Origin of the sequence: Lacinutrix mariniflava (genome assembly GCF_001418015.1) — a bacterium.
Classification (GTDB): domain Bacteria; phylum Bacteroidota; class Bacteroidia; order Flavobacteriales; family Flavobacteriaceae; genus Lacinutrix; species Lacinutrix mariniflava.
The window spans coordinates 700,169-720,140 of the sequence record NZ_LIQG01000026.1; the positions used below are offsets into that span (position 1 = coordinate 700,169).

16 protein-coding genes are annotated in these 19,972 nt (G+C 33.3%); 8 read left to right on the top strand and 8 right to left on the bottom strand.

Features of this window, described 5'->3' with window-relative positions; genetic code table 11:
- The first annotated feature begins 23 nt into the window (after positions 1-23).
- The 3 genes from ASC44_RS10075 to ASC44_RS10085 are packed head-to-tail and all read left to right on the top strand — an operon-like array spanning position 24 to position 3,090.
- Positions 24-791, top strand: a complete 768-nt coding sequence (locus ASC44_RS10075; RefSeq protein WP_055447474.1) for an XRE family transcriptional regulator — start codon at positions 24-26, stop codon at positions 789-791.
- A gap of 56 nt (positions 792-847) precedes the next feature.
- Complete coding sequence (locus ASC44_RS10080) at positions 848-1,291, top strand: LexA family protein (RefSeq protein ID WP_055447475.1); 444 nt, start codon at positions 848-850, stop codon at positions 1,289-1,291.
- Positions 1,292-1,326: 35 nt separating this feature from the next.
- Positions 1,327-3,090: a M61 family metallopeptidase gene (locus ASC44_RS10085; protein ID WP_055447476.1), complete on the top strand. Its 1,764-nt coding sequence runs from the start codon at positions 1,327-1,329 to the stop codon at positions 3,088-3,090.
- 40 nt (positions 3,091-3,130) lie between these two features.
- Here ASC44_RS10085 and ASC44_RS10090 read toward each other — a convergent pair whose 3' ends face one another.
- From ASC44_RS10090 to ASC44_RS10125, 8 genes are all read right to left on the bottom strand, one after another.
- Positions 3,131-3,817 carry a GNAT family N-acetyltransferase gene (locus ASC44_RS10090; protein ID WP_055447477.1) on the bottom strand — a complete coding sequence of 229 codons (687 nt, stop codon included), beginning with the start codon at positions 3,815-3,817 and terminating at the stop codon, positions 3,131-3,133.
- 143 nt (positions 3,818-3,960) lie between these two features.
- On the bottom strand, positions 3,961-4,254 hold the full coding sequence (locus ASC44_RS10095; protein WP_055447478.1) for a FoF1 ATP synthase subunit delta/epsilon: 294 nt from the start codon (positions 4,252-4,254) through the stop codon (positions 3,961-3,963).
- A 90-nt stretch (positions 4,255-4,344) separates the two neighbouring features.
- Positions 4,345-5,853 (bottom strand): F0F1 ATP synthase subunit beta, encoded by a 1,509-nt coding sequence (gene atpD, locus ASC44_RS10100; RefSeq protein ID WP_055447479.1) that lies wholly within the window; start codon positions 5,851-5,853, stop codon positions 4,345-4,347.
- 168 nt (positions 5,854-6,021) lie between these two features.
- Complete coding sequence (locus ASC44_RS10105; protein ID WP_055447480.1) at positions 6,022-7,656, bottom strand: SGNH/GDSL hydrolase family protein; 1,635 nt, start codon at positions 7,654-7,656, stop codon at positions 6,022-6,024.
- Between the two features lies 1 nt (position 7,657).
- A complete protein-coding gene (locus tag ASC44_RS10110; protein ID WP_055447481.1) occupies positions 7,658-10,405 on the bottom strand; it encodes a TonB-dependent receptor in 2,748 nt (915 codons plus the stop codon).
- A 199-nt stretch (positions 10,406-10,604) separates the two neighbouring features.
- Entirely contained in the window at positions 10,605-12,452 is a 1,848-nt protein-coding gene (gene glmS, locus ASC44_RS10115; protein ID WP_055447482.1) for a glutamine--fructose-6-phosphate transaminase (isomerizing), read from the bottom strand.
- Between the two features lie 6 nt (positions 12,453-12,458).
- A complete protein-coding gene (locus ASC44_RS10120) occupies positions 12,459-14,150 on the bottom strand; it encodes a BamH family beta-barrel-assembly machinery protein (protein WP_055447483.1) in 1,692 nt (563 codons plus the stop codon).
- A gap of 20 nt (positions 14,151-14,170) precedes the next feature.
- Positions 14,171-14,977: a glycogen/starch synthase gene (locus tag ASC44_RS10125; RefSeq protein ID WP_055447484.1), complete on the bottom strand. Its 807-nt coding sequence runs from the start codon at positions 14,975-14,977 to the stop codon at positions 14,171-14,173.
- A 174-nt stretch (positions 14,978-15,151) separates the two neighbouring features.
- On the opposite strand from ASC44_RS10125, the gene panC reads away from it, so the two are divergent.
- The 5 genes from panC to radA all read left to right on the top strand — a co-directional run bounded on the left by panC (position 15,152) and on the right by radA (position 19,961).
- Positions 15,152-16,000 (top strand): pantoate--beta-alanine ligase, encoded by an 849-nt coding sequence (panC, locus tag ASC44_RS10130; RefSeq protein ID WP_055447485.1) that lies wholly within the window; start codon positions 15,152-15,154, stop codon positions 15,998-16,000.
- A 13-nt stretch (positions 16,001-16,013) separates the two neighbouring features.
- Positions 16,014-16,364, top strand: coding sequence for an aspartate 1-decarboxylase (panD, locus tag ASC44_RS10135; protein ID WP_013869457.1), 351 nt, complete (start codon positions 16,014-16,016; stop codon positions 16,362-16,364).
- A 3-nt stretch (positions 16,365-16,367) separates the two neighbouring features.
- Complete coding sequence (locus ASC44_RS10140) at positions 16,368-17,321, top strand: lysylphosphatidylglycerol synthase transmembrane domain-containing protein (RefSeq protein ID WP_055447486.1); 954 nt, start codon at positions 16,368-16,370, stop codon at positions 17,319-17,321.
- A gap of 35 nt (positions 17,322-17,356) precedes the next feature.
- Positions 17,357-18,502: an alpha/beta hydrolase gene (locus ASC44_RS10145; RefSeq protein WP_055447487.1), complete on the top strand. Its 1,146-nt coding sequence runs from the start codon at positions 17,357-17,359 to the stop codon at positions 18,500-18,502.
- Positions 18,503-18,602: 100 nt separating this feature from the next.
- Entirely contained in the window at positions 18,603-19,961 is a 1,359-nt protein-coding gene (gene radA / locus ASC44_RS10150; RefSeq protein WP_055447488.1) for a DNA repair protein RadA, read from the top strand.
- The last annotated feature ends 11 nt before the right edge of the window (positions 19,962-19,972 follow it).

Below are 19,972 nucleotides of genomic sequence, written 5' to 3' on the forward strand. Positions count from 1 at the left end.
ATTTGTAGTAATAAATGTTAAAAATGAAATACATACAACACAACATAAAACACCTGCGTAGTTTAAAAAAGCTTTCGCAAGAGCGTTTTGGCGAAGAGCTAAAATGGTCACGTTCTATGGTTGGGTCTTACGAAGAAGGTAGAAGCGAACCGCCAATAGAACGCCTTATCGAGCTTTCTAATTTTTTTGATATACCTATTGATATTTTGGTGAAGAACGATTTGCGCTCTGCCAAGGATACCTCATTTATACAAATAGGAAGCAAGCGTATATTGTTTCCGGTAACGGTAAATGAAATGGACGAAGATTTAATAGAAATAATACCAACACAAGCATCTGCAGGTTATTTAGAAGGCTATGCCGATCCAGAATATATTGAGCATCTACAAAAAATTAAATTGCCATTTTTGCCCACAGGAACACATCGTGCGTTTCCAATAAAAGGAGATTCTATGTTACCAGTAAAAGATGGTGCTTTTATTGTGGCTAAATATGTTGAGTCTATTGCAGACGTTAAAAACGGACGTACTTATATTTTACTTACAAAAGACGATGGCTTGGTCTATAAACGTATTTATAAAACGAAGGATAATGAGAATGCGTTGTTATTATCGTCAGACAATAAAGCGTACGAACCTTATTTGGTACAATATGAGTCAATACTTGAATTATGGGAGTTCACGTGTTGTATTAATACTCAAGAATACGACGAGAAAGAACTTAAATTAAGTAGTATCATGAATTTATTTCAAGAACTTAAGGTTGAACTTGAAGCTATAAAAAAAATGTAATGTTTTAATATAAAGCAGTATATTTAAAATGAATTATTAAATACAAAGTAGAAATTATGATTGTTCCAAAAAGTAGTGATAGTATAACGTTTTTTAACCCAGAAAGTGAGGTTACAGAAGGTATTCCATTTTTCGACACGGGTATTTCTGCTGGTTATCCAGCGCCAACTGAAGATTTTTCTACACAAAGATTGTCTTTAGACGATACACTTGTTAAAAATAAAGAAACCACCTTTTATGCTAAAGTAAGCGGACAATCCATGATAGGTGCAGGATTAGATGATAACGATTTATTGGTAATTGATAGAAGTTTACAACCCGAAAACAATAAAATAGCAGTTTGTTTTCTTGATGGTGAATTTACTGTTAAGCGTTTAAGAGTTACCAAAGATGAAATCTGGCTACAACCAGAAAACCCTAACTATCCTATTATAAATATTACTGAAGATAATAACTTTCTTATTTGGGGCATTGTAACAAATGTGATTAAAAAGGTCTAACTAATTACTATTTTAACAGCTATATTATTTAAAAAATGAAATCACTCTTTTCTTTTCTTGCCTTTTTTTTAACAACATTTCTTTTTGCTCAAGACATAAACTATTCTATAAGTTTTGAAAACGCAGTACATCATGAAGCGTCTATTAATATTTCATATAAAAACCTAAAAGGCAGTTCTCTGTTGGTTCAAATGAGTCGTACATCTCCAGGGCGTTATGCTATTCATGATTTTGCAAAAAACGTGTATAATGTAAAAGCATTAAATAGTAAAGGAGAGGCTTTAGAAATTAAGCGTGTAAACCCGCAAGCTTGGGAAATTTTAAATCACGATAGTACAGTAAATATTTCGTACACTTTATTTGCAAATAGAGCAGATGGAACATACAGTCAAGTAGACGAAACTCATGCACATCTTAATGCTCCAGCAACATTTATGTATGCGCCAGCTTTAAGTGAAAATGCTATGGAAATAACGTTTGAGTCTAGAACAGATTTAAACTGGAAAGTAGCAACACAGCTACCTTTAAAAATCGGAACTACTTATACTGCCCCAAATTTGCAGTATTTTATGGATAGTCCAACAGAATTAAGTAACTATAGCAAACGTAGTTTTAAAGTTAAAAATCAAGAGATTGAGTTTGTATTGCATCACAAAGGATCGGAAAAGGATTTAGATACTTACTTCGAAAAAGTGAAGAAAGTTGTTTTAGCAGAAGAAGCTGTGTATGGTGAGTTACCAAGTTTCGATTACGGGAAATATACATTTTTAGCATGCTATATTGGTAATGTAAGTGGCGATGGAATGGAGCATAGAAACTCTACTATTTTAACAGATAAAGAAGGTTTAGCCGAAGGCGGAATGGAAGGGAATATAGGTACTGTTTCTCATGAGTTTTTTCATGCATGGAATGTAGAGCGTATTCGTCCTCAGTCACTTGAGCCTTTTAATTTTGAAGAAGCAAACATGAGTGGAGAACTTTGGTTTGCTGAAGGTTTTACAAGTTATTATACCAATCTTATTTTATGTAGAGCAGGAGTAGTTACGCCAGAAGCGTATGTTTCTGGATTAAATAGAACTTTTAATTATGTATGGAATTCTCCAGCACGAGAGTTTTTTAATCCTATTGAAATGAGTTATCAAGCACCATTTGTGGATGCTGCATCGTCAATAGATCCTGTAAATAGAGACAATACTTTTATTTCGTATTATTCTTATGGAAGCGTTTTAGGTTTAGCATTAGACTTGTCTTTACGTGAAAAAGGTTTGAATTTAGATGATTATATGAAACTAGTATGGACTACTTACGGAAAAACAGAAACACCATATACTATTAAAAACCTTAACGACTTATTAAATACATATGCTGATGAAGCTTTCGGAAATGCGTTCTTTAAAAATTATATTTATAAAAGCGAAATGCCAGACTACGCGTCTTTGTTTAAAACGGTAGGATTAAAAATGGAGCAAGATTCTAAAAGGAACTTTACGGGTCTTTCGTTAGATAAGAATATAGTGTCTAGGAGTGCTAAAATAGGATCTCCAGCTTATGTATCAGGTTTAGAGAAAGGAGATAAAATAACGAGCGTAAATGGCATTAAAATAGATGAAACGAATACCGTTGAGACTATTATTAAAGCTTCGGAAAAGACGGCACTGGATATTGAGTATCTTAGAAATAAAGAAACTAAGACCGCAAAATTAGAGTTGGTTCCAGATCCAACATATACCATTAGTATTTCTTTGGAAGATAAAAACCGAAAGGCTGAAAAACAAAGAAAGGCTTGGCTTAAGCAATAGCATTATTTAGTAGTATAAACCCATTATTTTTATTGGGTTTTTATTTTCTACGGTATAGTAACCAGTTCATGTCTCTGGTTAGTTTGAAACCTAATCTTTTATAAAGAGGAATGGCTAAATTCCCTTTATTGGTGTGTAATATAGGGAGTTTGTTTTCTTTTAAAATAGCTTTTGTTGTGTGCGTAATTAATTGCTTCGCAAATCCGTTTCCGGTATAATCTGGGTGTGTAACAACGCCACTAATTTCAATAAAATCGTCAGTTTGCATTCTTTGACCTGTAATAGCAACAAGTTTATTGTCTTTAAAAATACCGAAATATTTACCCATTTCGAAACCTCTTTTTCTGTAAAATCCTGGCATTACTAACCATATTAGATTGTAGACATCATCTATATAGTTTTCTGTTAGTTGTACAATGTCTTCGGTTATTTTAATATCTACAAAGTTTTCTAAAACCATTTGACACCCGTCAATTTTACGCTCTAACACAACAGTCTCGGTATCTATAATAGGCGTTTTGTTTTCAGAAACTATAAAGAAACTTTCAACTAATTTAGAATATGCGTTTAATGATTTTTCTGTTTTAGTACTGTCTAAAACGGCTCCGAAATTACATACGTCTGGTTGGTAGAATTGGACACTGTCGTGTGGTATAACAAATTTATTGTGAGTTTCATTTAATGAATACCAAACAGGGTTTTCTAATTTGTCTTCTAGTGTTTTCATAAAAAATGAATATATAAAACGAGCAATCAATGTAAGTTTTAAATTAAGCTATATTTTTTTAAGAGTAATGATAAATTTGTATAAAAAAAAAACGCTTCAGATACATCTGAAGCGTTTTTTATAATTTGTAAAGCAATCGCTAATTAATCAGCTAAAATAATTGCCTTATTATCTTTCATCTCTAATGTTCCAGATTTGATTTTTACTGTCAATACTTTGTTATCATCGAAATGAGGTACAACACTACCATGTAAATCATCAAAAACAAGATGAGATTGAGAGTGCGTGTTAATTTTAACAGTACCTTCTGCTAATACAGCTACAATAGCTGCGTGATTATTAAGCATTTGAAACTCGCCATTCATTCCTGGTACAGTTACAGCATCTACTTCACTACTAAATAAAGTCGCTTCTGGTGATACAATTTCTAAATACATCTTTTAAATTTTATTTAAAAGCTTCCGAGTAATCGAAAGTCTCATTTTTATTAAACAGAGGCCGAAAATAAATTCAGCACTTACTTTGGCTTATGCCTCAGCAAGCATTTTTTCTCCAGATTCGATAGCATCTTCAATAGAACCTTTAAGGTTAAACGCTGCTTCTGGTAAGTGATCTAACTCACCATCCATAATCATGTTAAATCCTTTAATAGTTTCTTTAATGTCTACTAAAACACCTTTTAAACCTGTAAATTGCTCAGCTACGTGGAAAGGTTGAGATAAGAAACGTTGTACACGTCTTGCTCTACCTACAGCCATTTTATCTTCTTCAGATAATTCTTCCATACCTAGAATAGCAATAATATCTTGTAATTCTTTATAACGTTGTAATAATTCTTTTACTCTCTGTGCACAATCGTAGTGCTCATCACCTAAAATGTCAGCAGTAAGAATTCTTGAAGTAGAATCTAAAGGATCTACGGCAGGATAAATACCTAACTCTGCAATTTTACGAGATAATACTGTTGTTGCATCTAAGTGAGCAAACGTTGTTGCTGGTGCTGGATCTGTTAAATCATCTGCAGGTACGTAAACCGCTTGTACAGATGTAATAGAACCTTTTTTAGTTGAAGTAATACGCTCTTGCATTGCTCCCATTTCTGTTGCTAATGTCGGTTGGTATCCTACGGCAGATGGCATACGACCTAATAAGGCAGATACCTCTGAACCAGCTTGAGTAAAACGGAAAATGTTATCAACGAAGAAAAGTACATCTTTTCCTTGTCCATCTCCAGCGCCATCTCTAAAGTACTCAGCAATTGTTAAACCAGATAATGCAACACGTGCACGTGCTCCAGGTGGCTCATTCATTTGTCCGAATACGAAAGTAGCCTTAGACTCTTTCATTATATTTTTGTCCACTTTTTGAAGATCCCAACCACCTTCTTCCATAGAATGCATAAAGTCATCACCATACTTGATAATTCCTGACTCTAACATTTCACGAAGTAAATCGTTTCCTTCACGTGTTCTTTCACCTACTCCTGCGAATACAGAAAGTCCACCGTGTCCTTTTGCAATATTGTTAATCAACTCTTGGATTAATACTGTTTTACCTACTCCAGCACCACCAAATAAACCAATTTTACCACCTTTTGCATAAGGCTCGATTAAATCAATTACTTTAATACCTGTAAATAAAACTTCTGTAGAAGTTGATAAATCTTCAAATTTTGGTGCGCTTCTGTGAATTGGTAAACCTGCATCTCCAGCTTTAGGTAAATCTCCTAAACCGTCGATGGCATCACCAATTACATTAAATAAACGTCCGTAAATATCTCCACCAATAGGCATTTGTATTGGTGCTCCAGTAGCGTTAACTTCTGTTCCTCTACTTAAACCATCAGACGAATCCATAGCAATAGTACGTACTGTATCTTCACCAATGTGAGATTGTACTTCTAATACTAATAATGAACCATCAGCTTTCTTAATTTCTAATGAATCGTAAATTTTTGGAAGTTCAGAACCAGCTTCGAATTCTACATCGATTACTGGACCTACTATCTGTGCAACTTTACCTGTAACTTTTGACATTACTTATCTATTTAATATTATGCGACTTAATTGTTTGAAAACACCTCTGGTTTTCGCGTGCAAAGATAGTGGATTTAATTTAAAATAAAAGTGGTTTGTTAAGCTTTTTACTGCATAAAAAAACGCCTTCAAATTGAAGGCGTTTTAGAATATTATATTTTATTGTTCTTATTGTAGTAAAGGAGAATAAGCTATGCCGAAATCTTCAGCTTTTGCTACGTTACCAGAAGCTATAAAGTTAGATCCATATGTAGTGTCTATTGCATCTAAGAAAGCATTGGACATTAAAGCGTAACCTCTGGCTGTTAAGTGTATACCATCTAAACTTATTAAACCACCAGTTACTAGACCTGTGCTTAAGTTGTAGTCATCGAACTGAACACCTGCTGAAGCAGCTTGACTTAGAATAGTATTTAAATCTACTAAAGCTAAGCCATTGCTCGAGGCAATAGAGGCTATACTTGCATTAAAGGCATTAGTTGCAGTAGCAATTTCTTGTTGCTCACTTGGTAATAATACCCATTTATCTTCAAGAGGTAAAGTAACACCTTCTACAGAAAACTGTCCTGCTAAAGCCTGAGGAAGACCTTGACCCATTAAGATTACAACATTTGCTGTATTTACAGTTCCTATAATAGAAGAGCTAGGTAGTACGAATAAATCTTCTTGAGTAGCTTGTCTAGTTTGTCCGTAAGTTGTACCTAAAAGGTTCGCTACTAATGGAGCTGCCGCAGGAGGTAATCCAAATTGAGCTATAAAAGCAGGAAATGTAGGACTAGCATTTAATTGTGCCGCTATTACTCCTGATATATCAGTTAAGGTTTCGTCTTTTATAACAACCGCACTTGCTTCTGTTTCAGAAAAAACAATTGCCCTAGCAGGATCTACAGCATTAAATATTGGATTTAAAGCTCCAAATATTGAATTTAGTAATGGTATTTGAGGTCCAAAACTTGGATTCGAAGGGTCTAAAGGGTTATGTGGTACAGTTGTAAAGTGAGCTAAGCTTGTAATATCTGGTAAATTTCCAATAGCTCCTTTGGCACCGTTCGAGGTTAAAGAAGTTACTATTGTTGTTAATGCAAAATCGAAAGTAGCAGTAGGTGTGATAAGATTTGTTCCATCACCACCAGTCGTAGCATAGCCTAAAACATCGTTTCCTCCAATTTCACTTAGTGTGAAAAATGAAGGGTTCTGAGCTACTGCTAATTGCACCATTGAGGCATCTGGTGTTGCAGCTGTTAAGCGCACTGCATATGGATTTGCTAAACCAGCTGATAGGTTTGCTAGATTTCCATATCCAGGAGCAATTAAATGGAAACTTTTTGCTCCAGGTACTCCAAAATTATTAAAAGGTCCCGTTGGAGGAGATAATAAATCGGTTCCAACAGTTACAGATCCAATTACAGATTCTAAAGATACTGGTCCAGCACCTCCAAAAACTAATCTTGGATTTTGAATTCTACTTCCTCCAACCGTTAATCCGCCATAGTTATCTGCAGTTAAGGGCTGTGTAAAAGTTCCTCCACCTATATTTGAAAATTGCTTTGCTAATGTATTAGGAAATGAATTTTCTTGTCCAGCCATAAATAATCCGCCATCGGTAAAACCAGCAGTAAATGAAGCACCTACAGCGATATAGTTAGAGAAGTCGGCAGAGCCAGCATTTAATGTTGGTAAAGTTACCGCATCTACTGGTGGTTCTTCTAAGAATTGTTCATAATCTTCTTCATCATTACAAGCAGTAAAACCAATAGCTATAGCTAGAAGTCCAATATATTTTAAGTTTTTAAATGTCTTCATTTTATAAGTTATTAATGGTTAATGACGCATAGTACATAGATCCTATAAATCCTGTTCCAAATGCTGTAAAGTATTCATTACCTGTAAGGTTTGTAGCTCCTACTTTAATCACAGATTTTAAACTTGGTACTTTATAGTTTATTTGTGCATCTACTGTATGAAATTCTGGTACAACACCGTCTCCAAAGGTTGCTTCCCAGAAGTAATCATCACTAAATCTATAAGCGATATTGAAACCGAAGTTTTTAAAGACCTCTGTATTACCAAAAGAAGCTTTGAACTTATGCTCTGGTGTATTAAAATTTGTTTCGAAATCTGGATTAGCAGCTCTGTCAAAATCTTGTTTTGTGAAGGTGTAACTTCCACTCAAATCATAGTTGTCGAAAACTTTAGTTGATAGTCCTATAGAAGCTCCATAAGAATTAACATCCACATCTGAATTTGTATACGTACTATATTTCTTTACATCATCAAAATCAAGTGCATCAACAGAAAGTGTTCCATCACCAACTACACCGTATAATGGAGCGATTACAACTTCTTGAGAAATAAAATCTTGATACTTGTTATAGTAAGTACTAAAATCTACTATTAAGTTATCGAACTTTCCTCTATATCCAATTTCAACAGAAGTTACTTGTTCTGGCTTTACTAAATTAGGGTTTGATATTAGTAAGTCATTGATGTTTCCAGATGCTAGATATGAGTTGACAGAAGTTTCGCTGTAAGAGTTGTTGTATGCTGCAGCACCCGTTTGTGTAATTACATTTGCTTGACTAGTGTTGTTTGTTGAATAGTCACCTGAATAACGATCTAAATTATCCACAGCAGAACCTATTAAAATAGCATCTGATGAATCTAAACCAATAAATAAATCTTGAGTTGTTGGATTTCTAAATCCTGTTTGAATAGAAGCTCTAACGTTGTGATTTCTGTTTAGTGTTAAACCTGCGGATAGTCTAGGTGAAACGAAACCATCAAATAATTCAGACTTATCATAACGCCCTGAAGCTGTTATTTTTAACGCCATATCTTCTGTTATTTCAAAGTTTTTTTGAATTTGAGTATAAAAACCTAATTCTGAATATCTAATTGCAGCATCTCTATCTGTGTAAATAGTTCCACCAGAATTTAAGTCGTAGCTTCTAAAAGAGCCACCTACTTGAATGTCTGCAAAATCTATTAAATGGCTAAAGTTGTAATTTACATCCGAATGATAATATTTAGAGGCATCTTGAAATCTTGAACCTGTTGCTAAGTTTGGATCTTTAATACTTGTATTAAAAGCCGATTTGAATTCTGCTGAACCTGGTTCAAAACGACCTGTGTCTGCAACAGCTCTGGCTGTATCATGCTTTTGTTGATCTGTTAATCCTGTTGGGTTTCCTGTTAATTCTATACCTGCGTAAGTTGCAATATAATCTCCAAACCAATCTTTATCACTTTTAAATGCTCTATTAATTTGAATTCCGGTAACAGTCATGTCATAAGAGTCACCTGCTTTATCAGCAACTAAATAAGCTCTAACAAAAAAGTTGTCATTTTTTATTTCTAATTTATGTTGTTCTTGAAAAAAGCCATTGATGTTATATCTGTTAGTTCCTTGGTATATTGTAGAACCTGTTCCTATTTTTCCAACATAAGAAAGCTCTAGACTATTATCTGTAATTGGTCGGTAATAGAATCCCCAATCTGCTTTAATACTCTCTGCATTGTAGTTAGTTAAAGTGCTTTCGTTATAACCAGTTCTACTCACAACGACGTCTGGAATAATTCCTAAGCCAGAAGCAGATCGGATGTTAGTAGAAACTTCGTCACCATATACATTAATACCATCGTAGTTTGTGTTTGCACGTGTTCTGTTAGGATTAATTTTATCTACTTCGCTAGTAGCAGCCCAATCTGTTCCTTTTAAGTAACCAAAATTAATTTTTGCAGCGAATTTATCTGAGAATTTGTGAGCCATGCTAACACCAACGTCGGTGTATTCGTTGTCTCCAGATGCTTCTTGAGAAGTGATACCTCTTTTAAGAGAGGCTCTTATTCCTTGATGATCGAAAGGGTTTTTACTTCTCATGAATAAAACACCATTAAAAGCGTTCGCACCATATAGAGCAGAGGATGCTCCAGGTAATAATTCTACACTCTGTACGTCTGTTTCAACCATACCAACTAAGTTTCCGATTGGGAAGTTTAAAGCAGGAGTAGAGTTGTCCATACCATCTACTAGCTGCATAAAACGTGTATTTGCAAAAGTTGCAAAACCACGAGTGTTTACAGACTTAAATGTTAAACTATTTGTGTTAACGTCTACACCTTTAAGGTTTTCTAAACCACCGTAAAAATCTGCAGAAGCTGTGTTTTTAATTTCTTTTAAGCCAAAACGTTCAACCGTTACAGGAGATTCGAAGATACGTTCTGGAGTTCTAGAAGCTGAAAGAACGACTTCATCGAGGATACTTCCTTCTTGTAAAATGAAATTTAAGTTTTGATTTTTTGAAGCAATATCCATTATTTCAGTAGAAAAGCCAACATTACTAGCTTGTACTGAAAATGGAGGGTTGTTATCTGTTGTAACAGTAAATTTTCCATCAAAATCGGTTTCGCTTCCTGAAGATGTTCCTGTTACAATTACATTTGCGCCTGGAATAGGTAAACCGTTATTGTCCATAACAGTACCAGTTATTGTAGTTTGCGCGAAAGTAAGAGTGCAACAAAACAACAATACAATTGATAAAATTGTTCTCATTTTTTAGATTTAGTTAATTTATTATGTGCCAATATACGTTTTTTAAGTATATCTTAAAAAAAAGTTAACAAAATTATGCATGCATAATAAAAAATATAAAAAAAATCATCACCTTTTTTTATTAATAGTATAAAAAAAGATAATGATTTATGAGTATTTGATAATTTGAAGCGATGGCTTTAAATTTCGAATAGTAATATTACTCTACGGTAACAGACTTAGCTAGATTTCTAGGTTGGTCCACGTTTTTATTAAGCATTACTGCTATGTGGTACGATAATAACTGTAAAGGTATAGTTGTTAATAAAGGTGTTAAAGACTCTATTGTCTCCGGTACTTCGATAATATGATCTGCAAGCTGTTTTACATCTTGATCTCCCTCAGTAACAATACCTATTATTTTTCCTTTACGAGATTTTATTTCTTGAATGTTACTTACTACTTTTTCGTAATGACCTTTTTTCGTTGCTATTACAAAAACAGGCATTTGCTCATCGATTAGAGCAATTGGTCCATGTTTCATTTCTGCTGCAGGATATCCTTCTGCATGAATGTAAGAGATTTCTTTTAACTTTAAAGCGCCTTCTAATGCAACTGGAAAGTTATAACCACGACCTAAATACAAGCAGTTTTTAGCATCTTTATATATTTCAGCAACAGCTTTAATATGTTCGTCTTGTAAGAGTGCCTTTTCAACTTTACTTGGAATTAGCTCTAGTTCTTGTAAATGAAGTTGAAAATCCGACTTAGAGATTGTTCCTTTTTCTTTAGCTAATTTTAAAGCTATTAATGTTAGAACAGTAATTTGTGTTGTAAAAGCTTTTGTAGATGCTACACCTATTTCTGGACCAGCATGAGTATATGCTCCTGCGTGTGTTTCTCTTGCTATAGAGGAACCAACAACATTACAAACACCAAATACAAATGCACCCTTAGATTTAGCTAATTTTATAGCTGCTAACGTATCGGCAGTTTCTCCAGATTGAGAAATAGCAATAACGACATCTTTTTCTGTAATAACAGGATTTCTATATCTAAATTCTGAAGCGTATTCTACTTCAACAGGAATTCTAGCTAGATCTTCAAATATATATTCTGCAACTAAACCTGCATGCCATGATGTGCCACAAGCAATAATAATAATTCGGTTTGCATTTAGAATACGTTCAAGATTATCATCTATTCCTGCCATTCTAATTATGCCTTCTTTCACAAGCATTCTACCACGATAAGTATCTTTTATCGCTTCTGGTTGTTCATGTATTTCTTTAAGCATAAAGTGGTCGTAACCACCTTTTACAATTTGCTCTAAGTTAAGTTGTAATTCTTGTATGTATGGAGCTACTAAAGAGTCATCTTTAATTTTTCTAATCTTTATGCCTTTTTTTAGGCGTACAATGGCCATTTCTTCATCTTCAAGATAAATGGCTTTTTTAGTGTATTCTAAAAAAGGAGTAGCATCACTAGCAATAAAAAATTCGTCTTCACCAACACCAATGGCAAGTGGGCTTCCTAATTTTGCCACTACAATTTCGTCTGGCTTATTTTTATCGAAAACAGCAATAGCGTAAGCTCCAACAACTTGGTTTAATGCTATTTGTACTGCTTTTCCTAGTTTTACTTTTTCGTTCTTTTTTACGTCTTCAATAAGATTGATTAATACTTCAGTATCAGTATCCGAAGAAAAAGTATAACCTCTTTTTATTAACTCTTTTTTTATGGAAGCGTAATTTTCAATAATTCCATTATGGATTATTACTAAGTCACCAGAATTAGAATAATGTGGATGAGAATTTACATCGTTTGGAACACCATGTGTAGCCCAACGTGTATGCCCAATGCCAACAGTACCGCTGGTATGCATTTCTTTATTAATCTTGTTTTCTAAATCTACAACTTTACCTTTAGTTTTAGATAGTCTTAAGTTTTCGCCATCGTATAAAGCGATTCCTGCACTATCATACCCTCTATATTCAAGTCTTTTTAGTCCTTCAAGAATAATAGGATATGCTTCTTTTTTGCCAATATAGCCAACTATACCACACATATATTTTTAGTTTTCTGGTTCTGTATAAAAAATTTCGAATTCTGCTCTTAATGGTTCGCTAATATTAGCGTCGTAACCATGCAAAATTGTTGCTTTCGGGCTTAAAACATTTGTGCTTGGTACAATATCTAATGTACTATCATCATTATCGTTGTTTCTGCCTTGAATTTTAGATTGTTCTAGTATATTAACGTTGTTTGCAATAAACAAGCCTAATTTAACATTTGTAGAATCACTCTGTAATATATTTGTAATATGTGCCGTTAGTCTAATTTTATATCTAACACCTTTCTCATCACTATCTCTTTCAAGTACTTCAGAAAAGCCAGTTTTAGATAAAGTAGGTTGTACGGTATTTGTAGAGCCATCTAAAAAGTAATCTAGAATTGGTGTATTGTTCTTTAAATCGTATAGTGTTAGGCGGTTAGGTTCGTCATTTTCAGATCTACTGTCATTAAGAAGATCATTGTTTACGTAAAAAACCAAATTAGCTTCATTAATTAACCATTTGTCCTTTTTGCTATAGAAATAATCGAAAGTAGGTACTAAATCTCCATCTTCATTTTCTATATTTCCAGAGAATAATTCTAATACAGCCATTGAACCTTCAGTTCCTTTTAAGTAAAGGTTGTCTTGATCTTGATCGTGATCTTCAACATTAATTTGGTTAAATGTATTAACTATATTATCGTTGAACTCTAACCTATATACCGTTGCTGCACTGTCTGCATATTCTTCTTCAGCATCTAATTCTTCTTGATTTGTATAGTCGAAAAGAATGCTTGCAGCATTAAAATTTAAATAAGTTAAACTTCCAGTAGGAGAACTAGAATTTAATGGTTCTACTTTAAAAATTAAACCTTTAAAGAAATCTTTAAAATTACTTTTCGTACTTAAAACATTAGTGCCTTGGTTTGCAAAGAAAATACTTTGCCAAAGGGACATGTTTAAATTCGCATTAGCGTTGGCTGGTCCAGAGTGTAATAGATTAAGTCTAATTGCAGGAGGATAGCGTGTAGTTTCTGCTTCACCATCCGCGTTTAGCTCTGTTGTAGTGTGTTCGGTAGCATTTATAGTGAATTCTGAATCCTCATATATTAAATCTGAAGCTGTTAAGTTCGACTCAAATAAAGAAGATTGATTAGAATAGTAACATTGTGATTCCAGAAAATCAGAATTAGGGTCTAAATCTCTAAGAACATAGTTACTTCTGTAGACAGAGAGTTTAAACTGTTGGTCGCTATCGCTATTTCCTATAATAGAATCTAATGTGTAGGTATTGTTTCCAGCTTCGTCTGTGCTTTGTAATGTAGAATAATAAGGAATGTTTAACCATACAGATTCAATGGTTCTGTTGTCGTCTCCAAAGTCTGGGTTATATGTAATTGGTGCAACTTGAGCGGTAACGCTAGCTACTGTTGTTCCAAAAGTTGCAGTTGGGTTAGTGTAAACACCAAAAAGATTACCATTTAAATTGTTGCTTTTCACACCAACTTCATCACTTACTCCACTTGCAGTGAAAGGAGTAAAAGTTTGTGTTTTTGTAATAAATGGAAATAATCTACTTGCGGCTTCAAAGTTTTTTATACCTTGAATTTCACTTTCAATATTGGTAAAATCATTATCACAAGATATTGAAATCACTAAAATTAAGCCAAGTAGGACATAAGACTTAAGGCTTTTAATCATTTTTTTCATAAAATTTTATTCTTCGTGTATTATAAAACACTTTCATTATAAAACGTAGTATAAGCTTCAGCGAACTCGTCTTTTTCTTTATAATCTAAAACAGGTTTGTCTGTCTTTTCTAAATAATCTTTTAGTTCTTTTGGTATTTCTTCAGAACCAATTATCAAAGCATCAGAGTTATCTATAGCTACCTTCATTAAATTATTATAAGTAGGCTCTTTTAAATCTTTTATTGCGTCTTTATCAATATTATCGAAAGCAACTTTATTAATTAGGTCTTTATTTAACGTGTCTTCAAAGCTTTGATTGTATACAGAGGTTACAATTTTACTTTCGTTAAATAATGGTTCGTCTTTGTAAAACTGCTTTAAATACAATGGTAGCAAGGAAGCAAGCCATCCGTGTACATGAATAATATCTGGAGACCAGTTTAATTTTTTAACAGTTTCAATAACACCTTTTGCAAAGAAAATTGCACGTTCATCGTTATCTGAAAATAGTTTACCATCTTCATCTGTTAAAGTTGCTTTTCTTTTAAAGTATTCATCATTATCTATAAAATAAACTTGAATACGCTCTTTAGGTATAGATGCAACTTTAATAATAAGTGGCATATCTAAATCATTAATCACTAAATTAATTCCAGAAAGTCTAATTACTTCATGTAACTGATGTCTTCTTTCATTAATATTTCCATATTTAGGCATGAATATTCTAATTTGTCCTCCTTGCTGGTTTACCATTCTAGGAGTTTCAAACGCCATTGAAGAAATCTCTGTTTCTGGTAAATATGGTACTACCTCGGACGACACATATAATATTCTCTTATCTTTCATACGTTAGTTTTAATCGATTTATATTCTAGTTTTTCTATAGTTTTCTTTTAGATTGAAAGACTTAAAAAGTAATTCAACATTAAAAAATGAAATTAAAAAACACGCAAAAGTACAAAATTTTATGCAGATTGCGACTAATATATTATGTTTGCACGCGTTAATTTTATATTAAAAATGATAGTTTTTACCAATAAATCCGAAATTAAAGATCATATCTCTAAGGAAAAAGCAAAAGGAATAACTTTTGGTTTTGTGCCAACCATGGGAGCATTGCATAATGGTCACATGTCTTTAGTAAAAAGAGCATTGCAAGAAAACAATGTTTGTGTTGTTAGTGTTTTTGTAAACCCTACACAGTTTGATAACCTAGATGACTTGGAAAAGTATCCAAGAACTTTGGAAGAAGACATAAAGCTTTTGGAAACAATTTCTAAGGATATTTTGGTCTACGCTCCAACAGTTGAAGACATTTATGAAGGTAATACAAAAGCAGGGCATTTTAGTTTTGATGGCTTAGAATTCGAAATGGAGGGCAAATTTCGTAAAGGTCATTTTGATGGTGTTGGTACCATTGTAAAAAGACTTTTTGAAATAGTAACACCTGAAAATGCTTATTTTGGAGAAAAAGATTTTCAACAATTAGCTATCGTAAAAAAGCTAGCTCAAAAGCACGGTATTCCGGTAAATGTAAAAGGTTGTGAAATCTATAGAGAAAGTAGTGGCTTAGCATATAGTTCTAGAAATGCTAGGTTGAAACCAGATTATAAAGCGGCGGCACCATTTATCTTTCAAACACTCCTGGCTGCTAAAGATAAGTTTGGCACAAAAAGTGCTAATGAAGTAACGAAATGGGTTGAAAAACAATTTGCTAAAAACGAGTTTTTAGAACTCGAATATTTTATAATTGCAGATATTACAACATTAAAAACAGTAAAAAGAAAGTCTAAATCTAAAACGTATCGTGCGTTTGTTGCTGCCTATGCAGATGACATAAGATTAATAGATAATATAGCACTAAATTAATTATCTTTGTACCATGCAAATACAAGTAGTAAAATCAAAAATTCATAGAGTAAAAGTAACAGGCGCAGACCTTAATTATATTGGTAGTATTACTATCGATGAAGATTTAATGGATGCGGCTAATATTATTCAAGGAGAAAAAGTTCAGATTGTAAATAATAATAATGGAGCTCGATTAGAAACTTATGCTATTCCTGGACCAAGAAATAGCGGAGAAATAACATTAAATGGAGCGGCGGCAAGACTAGTGTCTCCTGGAGATGTGCTTATCTTGATTACCTACGGTTTTATGGATATTGAAGAAGCTAAAGTGTTTAAGCCGTCATTGGTATTTCCCGATGAAGCTACTAATTTATTGAAATAACAATTGAATAAGAGTCTTCTTAAAATATTAAAAATTTCGCTCCCAATTCTATTGGGCGTTTTTTTAATATGGTATTCTCTATCAAAGGTTTCTATAGATGAACTTGTAAAACATTTTAAATCTGCAAATTATCTTTATATCACTTTGGGTATGTTTTTAGGGTTGTTAAGTCACCTATCAAGAGCTTACAGGTGGTTATTTCAGTTAGAGCCACTTGGTTATAAAGTAAAGTTTGGAAATAGTTTAATGGCTGTTTTTGCAACTTATTTAATTAATTATACTATTCCACGTGCAGGAGAAGTTGCACGAGCATCAATATTAACTAATTACGAAGGAGTCCCTTTCGAAAAAGGTTTTGGAACTATAGTTGCAGAGCGAGTTGCAGATGTTTTAGTGATGTTATTAATTATAGCTATTACACTGTTCTTAGAGTTCGATTTTATCTATAATTTTTTTGCAGAAAGATTTAATCCACTAAAAGTTATAATAGCCTTTTCAGTGCTAGTTGCATTAGGCTTGTTTTTTATTTTTTACATTAAAAAAAGTACATCTAAAATAGCATTAAAGATTAAGACGTTTGTTAACGGGCTCATTGAAGGCGCTCTTAGCATCTTTAAAATGAAGAAAAAATGGGCTTTCATTTTTCACACCTTCTTTATTTGGGGAATGTATGTGCTTATGTTTTACGTTACGAGTTTTGCAATTACAGGTTTGCAGCCTATTCCATTTGGAGCCATTTTAATAGGTTTTATAGCTGCGAGTTTTAGTATTGCTGCTACAAATGGAGGATTAGGTTCTTATCCTGTAGCCGTTTTTGGTGCCTTTGCTATCTTTGGAATTGCCGAAACACCAAGTATTGCATTTGGCTGGATTATGTGGACATCTCAAACCGTAATGATTATCCTTTTAGGAGGCTTGTCTCTATTGGTTCTGCCTATTTACAATAGAAAAAAATAATTTGTACATTGCATTTTAATTTTATATAAACCATTATGAAACGTATTTTACACCTTTTCGTTATACTTTTTTCAGCCCAATTTATTGGTGCTCAAGTCACTTATAAAAATTTTAATTCCGAAAAACTTGGAGAGGCAAGAGAAGTTAAAATTCAATTACCAAGAAGTTACGATTCTGGCGATAAAAGTTATCCTATAATTGTAGTTTTAGATGGTGATTATATGTTCGAAATTGTAGCAGGAAATGTTGAATACGCAGCCTATTGGGAAGATATTCCAGAGGCAATAGTCGTTGGAGTTAATCAGTTCGATAAACGAGAAAGCGACACTATGTATTCTGAGCAAAATTCATTACCTATAGAAACAGGTGCAGCTTTTTTCGACTTTATTGGCATGGAATTAATGCCTTACATAGAAAAAACCTACAGAACAGAAAAATTTAAAGTAGCTGTTGGTCATGGAATTACGGCAAACTTTATTAATTACTATTTATTTAAAGAAGTTCCTTTATTTAATGCGTACATAGGTTTAAGTCCAGAACTAGCTCCAGATATGCAAACCTTTTTAACCGAAAGACTTCCTAATATAACGACTAAAACATTCTATTATTTAGCAACATCTAATAACGATATTAAAGGCATTAAGGCAAATACAGAAGCTTTAAATACGGCTATAAAAGGAATAGATAATAAAAATGTATTAAGCACGTTTGATAATTTTGAAGGCCCTACGCATTATTCGCTTCCGGCACATGCTATACCTAAAGCGTTAGAAAGTATTTTCTTTGTTTTTAAACCAATTTCTAAGGAAGAATATAAAGAGACCATTTTAAAACTAGAAACATCTCCTGTAGATTATTTAACAGAAAAATATGAAATGATCGACGATCTTTTCGGTATAAAAAAGCCAATACTAGTAAACGATTTTAGAGCGATAGCAGCAGCAATAAACAAGTCTAAAAAGTATGAGTATTTTGAGCCTCTAGGAAAATTAGCTAGAAAGGAATATCCAAATACACTTTTAGGAAATTACTATTTAGGACGCTTTTATGAAGAAACTGGGGCTACAAAAAAAGCAATGAAAACGTACCAGTCAGCCTATATATTAGAGGAAATAGGCGGTATTACAAAAGATCACGTGTTAGAATTGTCTGAGCAAATTAAAGCCGATTTCGGATATTAATAAAAAAGATTTTTTTCGCTTTCGCGGAAGGATTAATTAACTAAAATAAAGAGATTTCTGCTGTTTCTTATATAGTTTCAGTACAAAGACGAAAGCAATTATGGCTAAAGTAAAAACCACCTTTTTTTGCCAAAGTTGTGGCACACAATATTCTAAATGGCAAGGACAATGTACAGCCTGTAAAGAATGGAATACTATTGTAGAAGAAGTCGTTCAAAAACCAGAGAAAAGTGAATGGAAAACGCCTACAAATACAAAAAAACGTACCTCTAGACCGCTAACAATAAAAGAAATAGATTCTTCAAAGGAAGCAAGATTAGATACTTTAGATGGTGAGTTTAATCGTGTTTTAGGTGGCGGAATTGTACCTGGCTCATTAACGCTTTTAGGAGGAGAACCAGGAATTGGTAAAAGTACATTACTACTTCAAATCTCACTAAAATTACCATACAAGACGTTATATGTTTCAGGTGAAGAAAGTCAGAAACAAATAAAAATGCGTGCCGAACGTATTAATCCAGAGAACGATAGTTGTTATATTCTTACGGAAACCAAAACGCAAAACATATTTAAGCAAATTGAGGCTTTAGAGCCAGATATTGTTATTATAGATTCTATTCAAACCTTGCATAGCGATTATATAGAATCCTCTAGTGGAAGCATTTCGCAAGTAAAAGAATGTACAACAGAGCTTATTAAGTTTGCTAAAGAAACCAATACACCAGTAATTTTAATTGGTCATATTACTAAAGACGGTCATATTGCAGGTCCAAAAATTCTGGAACATATGGTCGATACTGTTTTACAATTTGAAGGAGACAGAAATCATGTTTTTAGAATTTTACGTGCTCAAAAAAACCGTTTCGGTTCTACACACGAACTTGGTATTTATGAAATGCAAGGGACAGGTTTAAGAGAGGTTAGTAATCCAAGCGAGATTTTAATTTCAAAAAAAGACGAAGAACTTTCAGGTAATGCTATTGCTGCAACTTTAGAAGGCGTTCGACCTTTAATGATAGAAGTACAGGCCTTAGTAAGTACTGCGGTTTATGGAACACCGCAACGTAGTGCAACAGGTTTTAATGCTAAACGACTAAATATGCTTTTAGCGGTTTTAGAAAAACGAGCTGGTTTTCGTTTAGGAGCAAAAGATGTATTTTTAAACATTACAGGTGGTATTAACGTAGATGATCCGGCTATAGATTTAGCAGTAGTAGCTTCTATATTATCTTCAAACGAAGACGAAGCTTTACCATCAAATTATTGTTTTGCTGCAGAAGTTGGTTTGTCTGGAGAAATTCGTCCAGTTCAACGCGTGGAACAACGTATTCTTGAGGCTGAGAAACTTGGTTTTTCAACTATATTCGTTTCAAAATACAATAAAATTTCACTTGAAGATACCGAAATAAAAATTCAACTCATCTCTAAAATTGAAGATTTGGTAGACTTTATTGTGTAAAAATGTATAAG

Excerpts from the sequence above, each read along its gene's own strand:
- ASC44_RS10075 (WP_055447474.1), top strand. The coding sequence starts at position 24 with ATGAAATACATACAACACAACATAAAACACCTGCGTAGTTTAAAAAAG.
- ASC44_RS10080 (WP_055447475.1), top strand. The coding sequence starts at position 848 with ATGATTGTTCCAAAAAGTAGTGATAGTATAACGTTTTTTAACCCAGAA.
- ASC44_RS10085 (WP_055447476.1), top strand. The coding sequence starts at position 1,327 with ATGAAATCACTCTTTTCTTTTCTTGCCTTTTTTTTAACAACATTTCTT.
- ASC44_RS10090 (WP_055447477.1), bottom strand. The coding sequence starts at position 3,817 with ATGAAAACACTAGAAGACAAATTAGAAAACCCTGTTTGGTATTCATTA.
- ASC44_RS10095 (WP_055447478.1), bottom strand. The coding sequence starts at position 4,254 with ATGTATTTAGAAATTGTATCACCAGAAGCGACTTTATTTAGTAGTGAA.
- atpD (WP_055447479.1), bottom strand. The coding sequence starts at position 5,853 with ATGTCAAAAGTTACAGGTAAAGTTGCACAGATAGTAGGTCCAGTAATC.
- ASC44_RS10105 (WP_055447480.1), bottom strand. The coding sequence starts at position 7,656 with ATGAAGACATTTAAAAACTTAAAATATATTGGACTTCTAGCTATAGCT.
- ASC44_RS10110 (WP_055447481.1), bottom strand. The coding sequence starts at position 10,405 with ATGAGAACAATTTTATCAATTGTATTGTTGTTTTGTTGCACTCTTACT.
- glmS (WP_055447482.1), bottom strand. The coding sequence starts at position 12,452 with ATGTGTGGTATAGTTGGCTATATTGGCAAAAAAGAAGCATATCCTATT.
- ASC44_RS10120 (WP_055447483.1), bottom strand. The coding sequence starts at position 14,150 with ATGAAAAAAATGATTAAAAGCCTTAAGTCTTATGTCCTACTTGGCTTA.
- ASC44_RS10125 (WP_055447484.1), bottom strand. The coding sequence starts at position 14,977 with ATGAAAGATAAGAGAATATTATATGTGTCGTCCGAGGTAGTACCATAT.
- panC (WP_055447485.1), top strand. The coding sequence starts at position 15,152 with ATGATAGTTTTTACCAATAAATCCGAAATTAAAGATCATATCTCTAAG.
- panD (WP_013869457.1), top strand. The coding sequence starts at position 16,014 with ATGCAAATACAAGTAGTAAAATCAAAAATTCATAGAGTAAAAGTAACA.
- ASC44_RS10145 (WP_055447487.1), top strand. The coding sequence starts at position 17,357 with ATGAAACGTATTTTACACCTTTTCGTTATACTTTTTTCAGCCCAATTT.
- radA (WP_055447488.1), top strand. The coding sequence starts at position 18,603 with ATGGCTAAAGTAAAAACCACCTTTTTTTGCCAAAGTTGTGGCACACAA.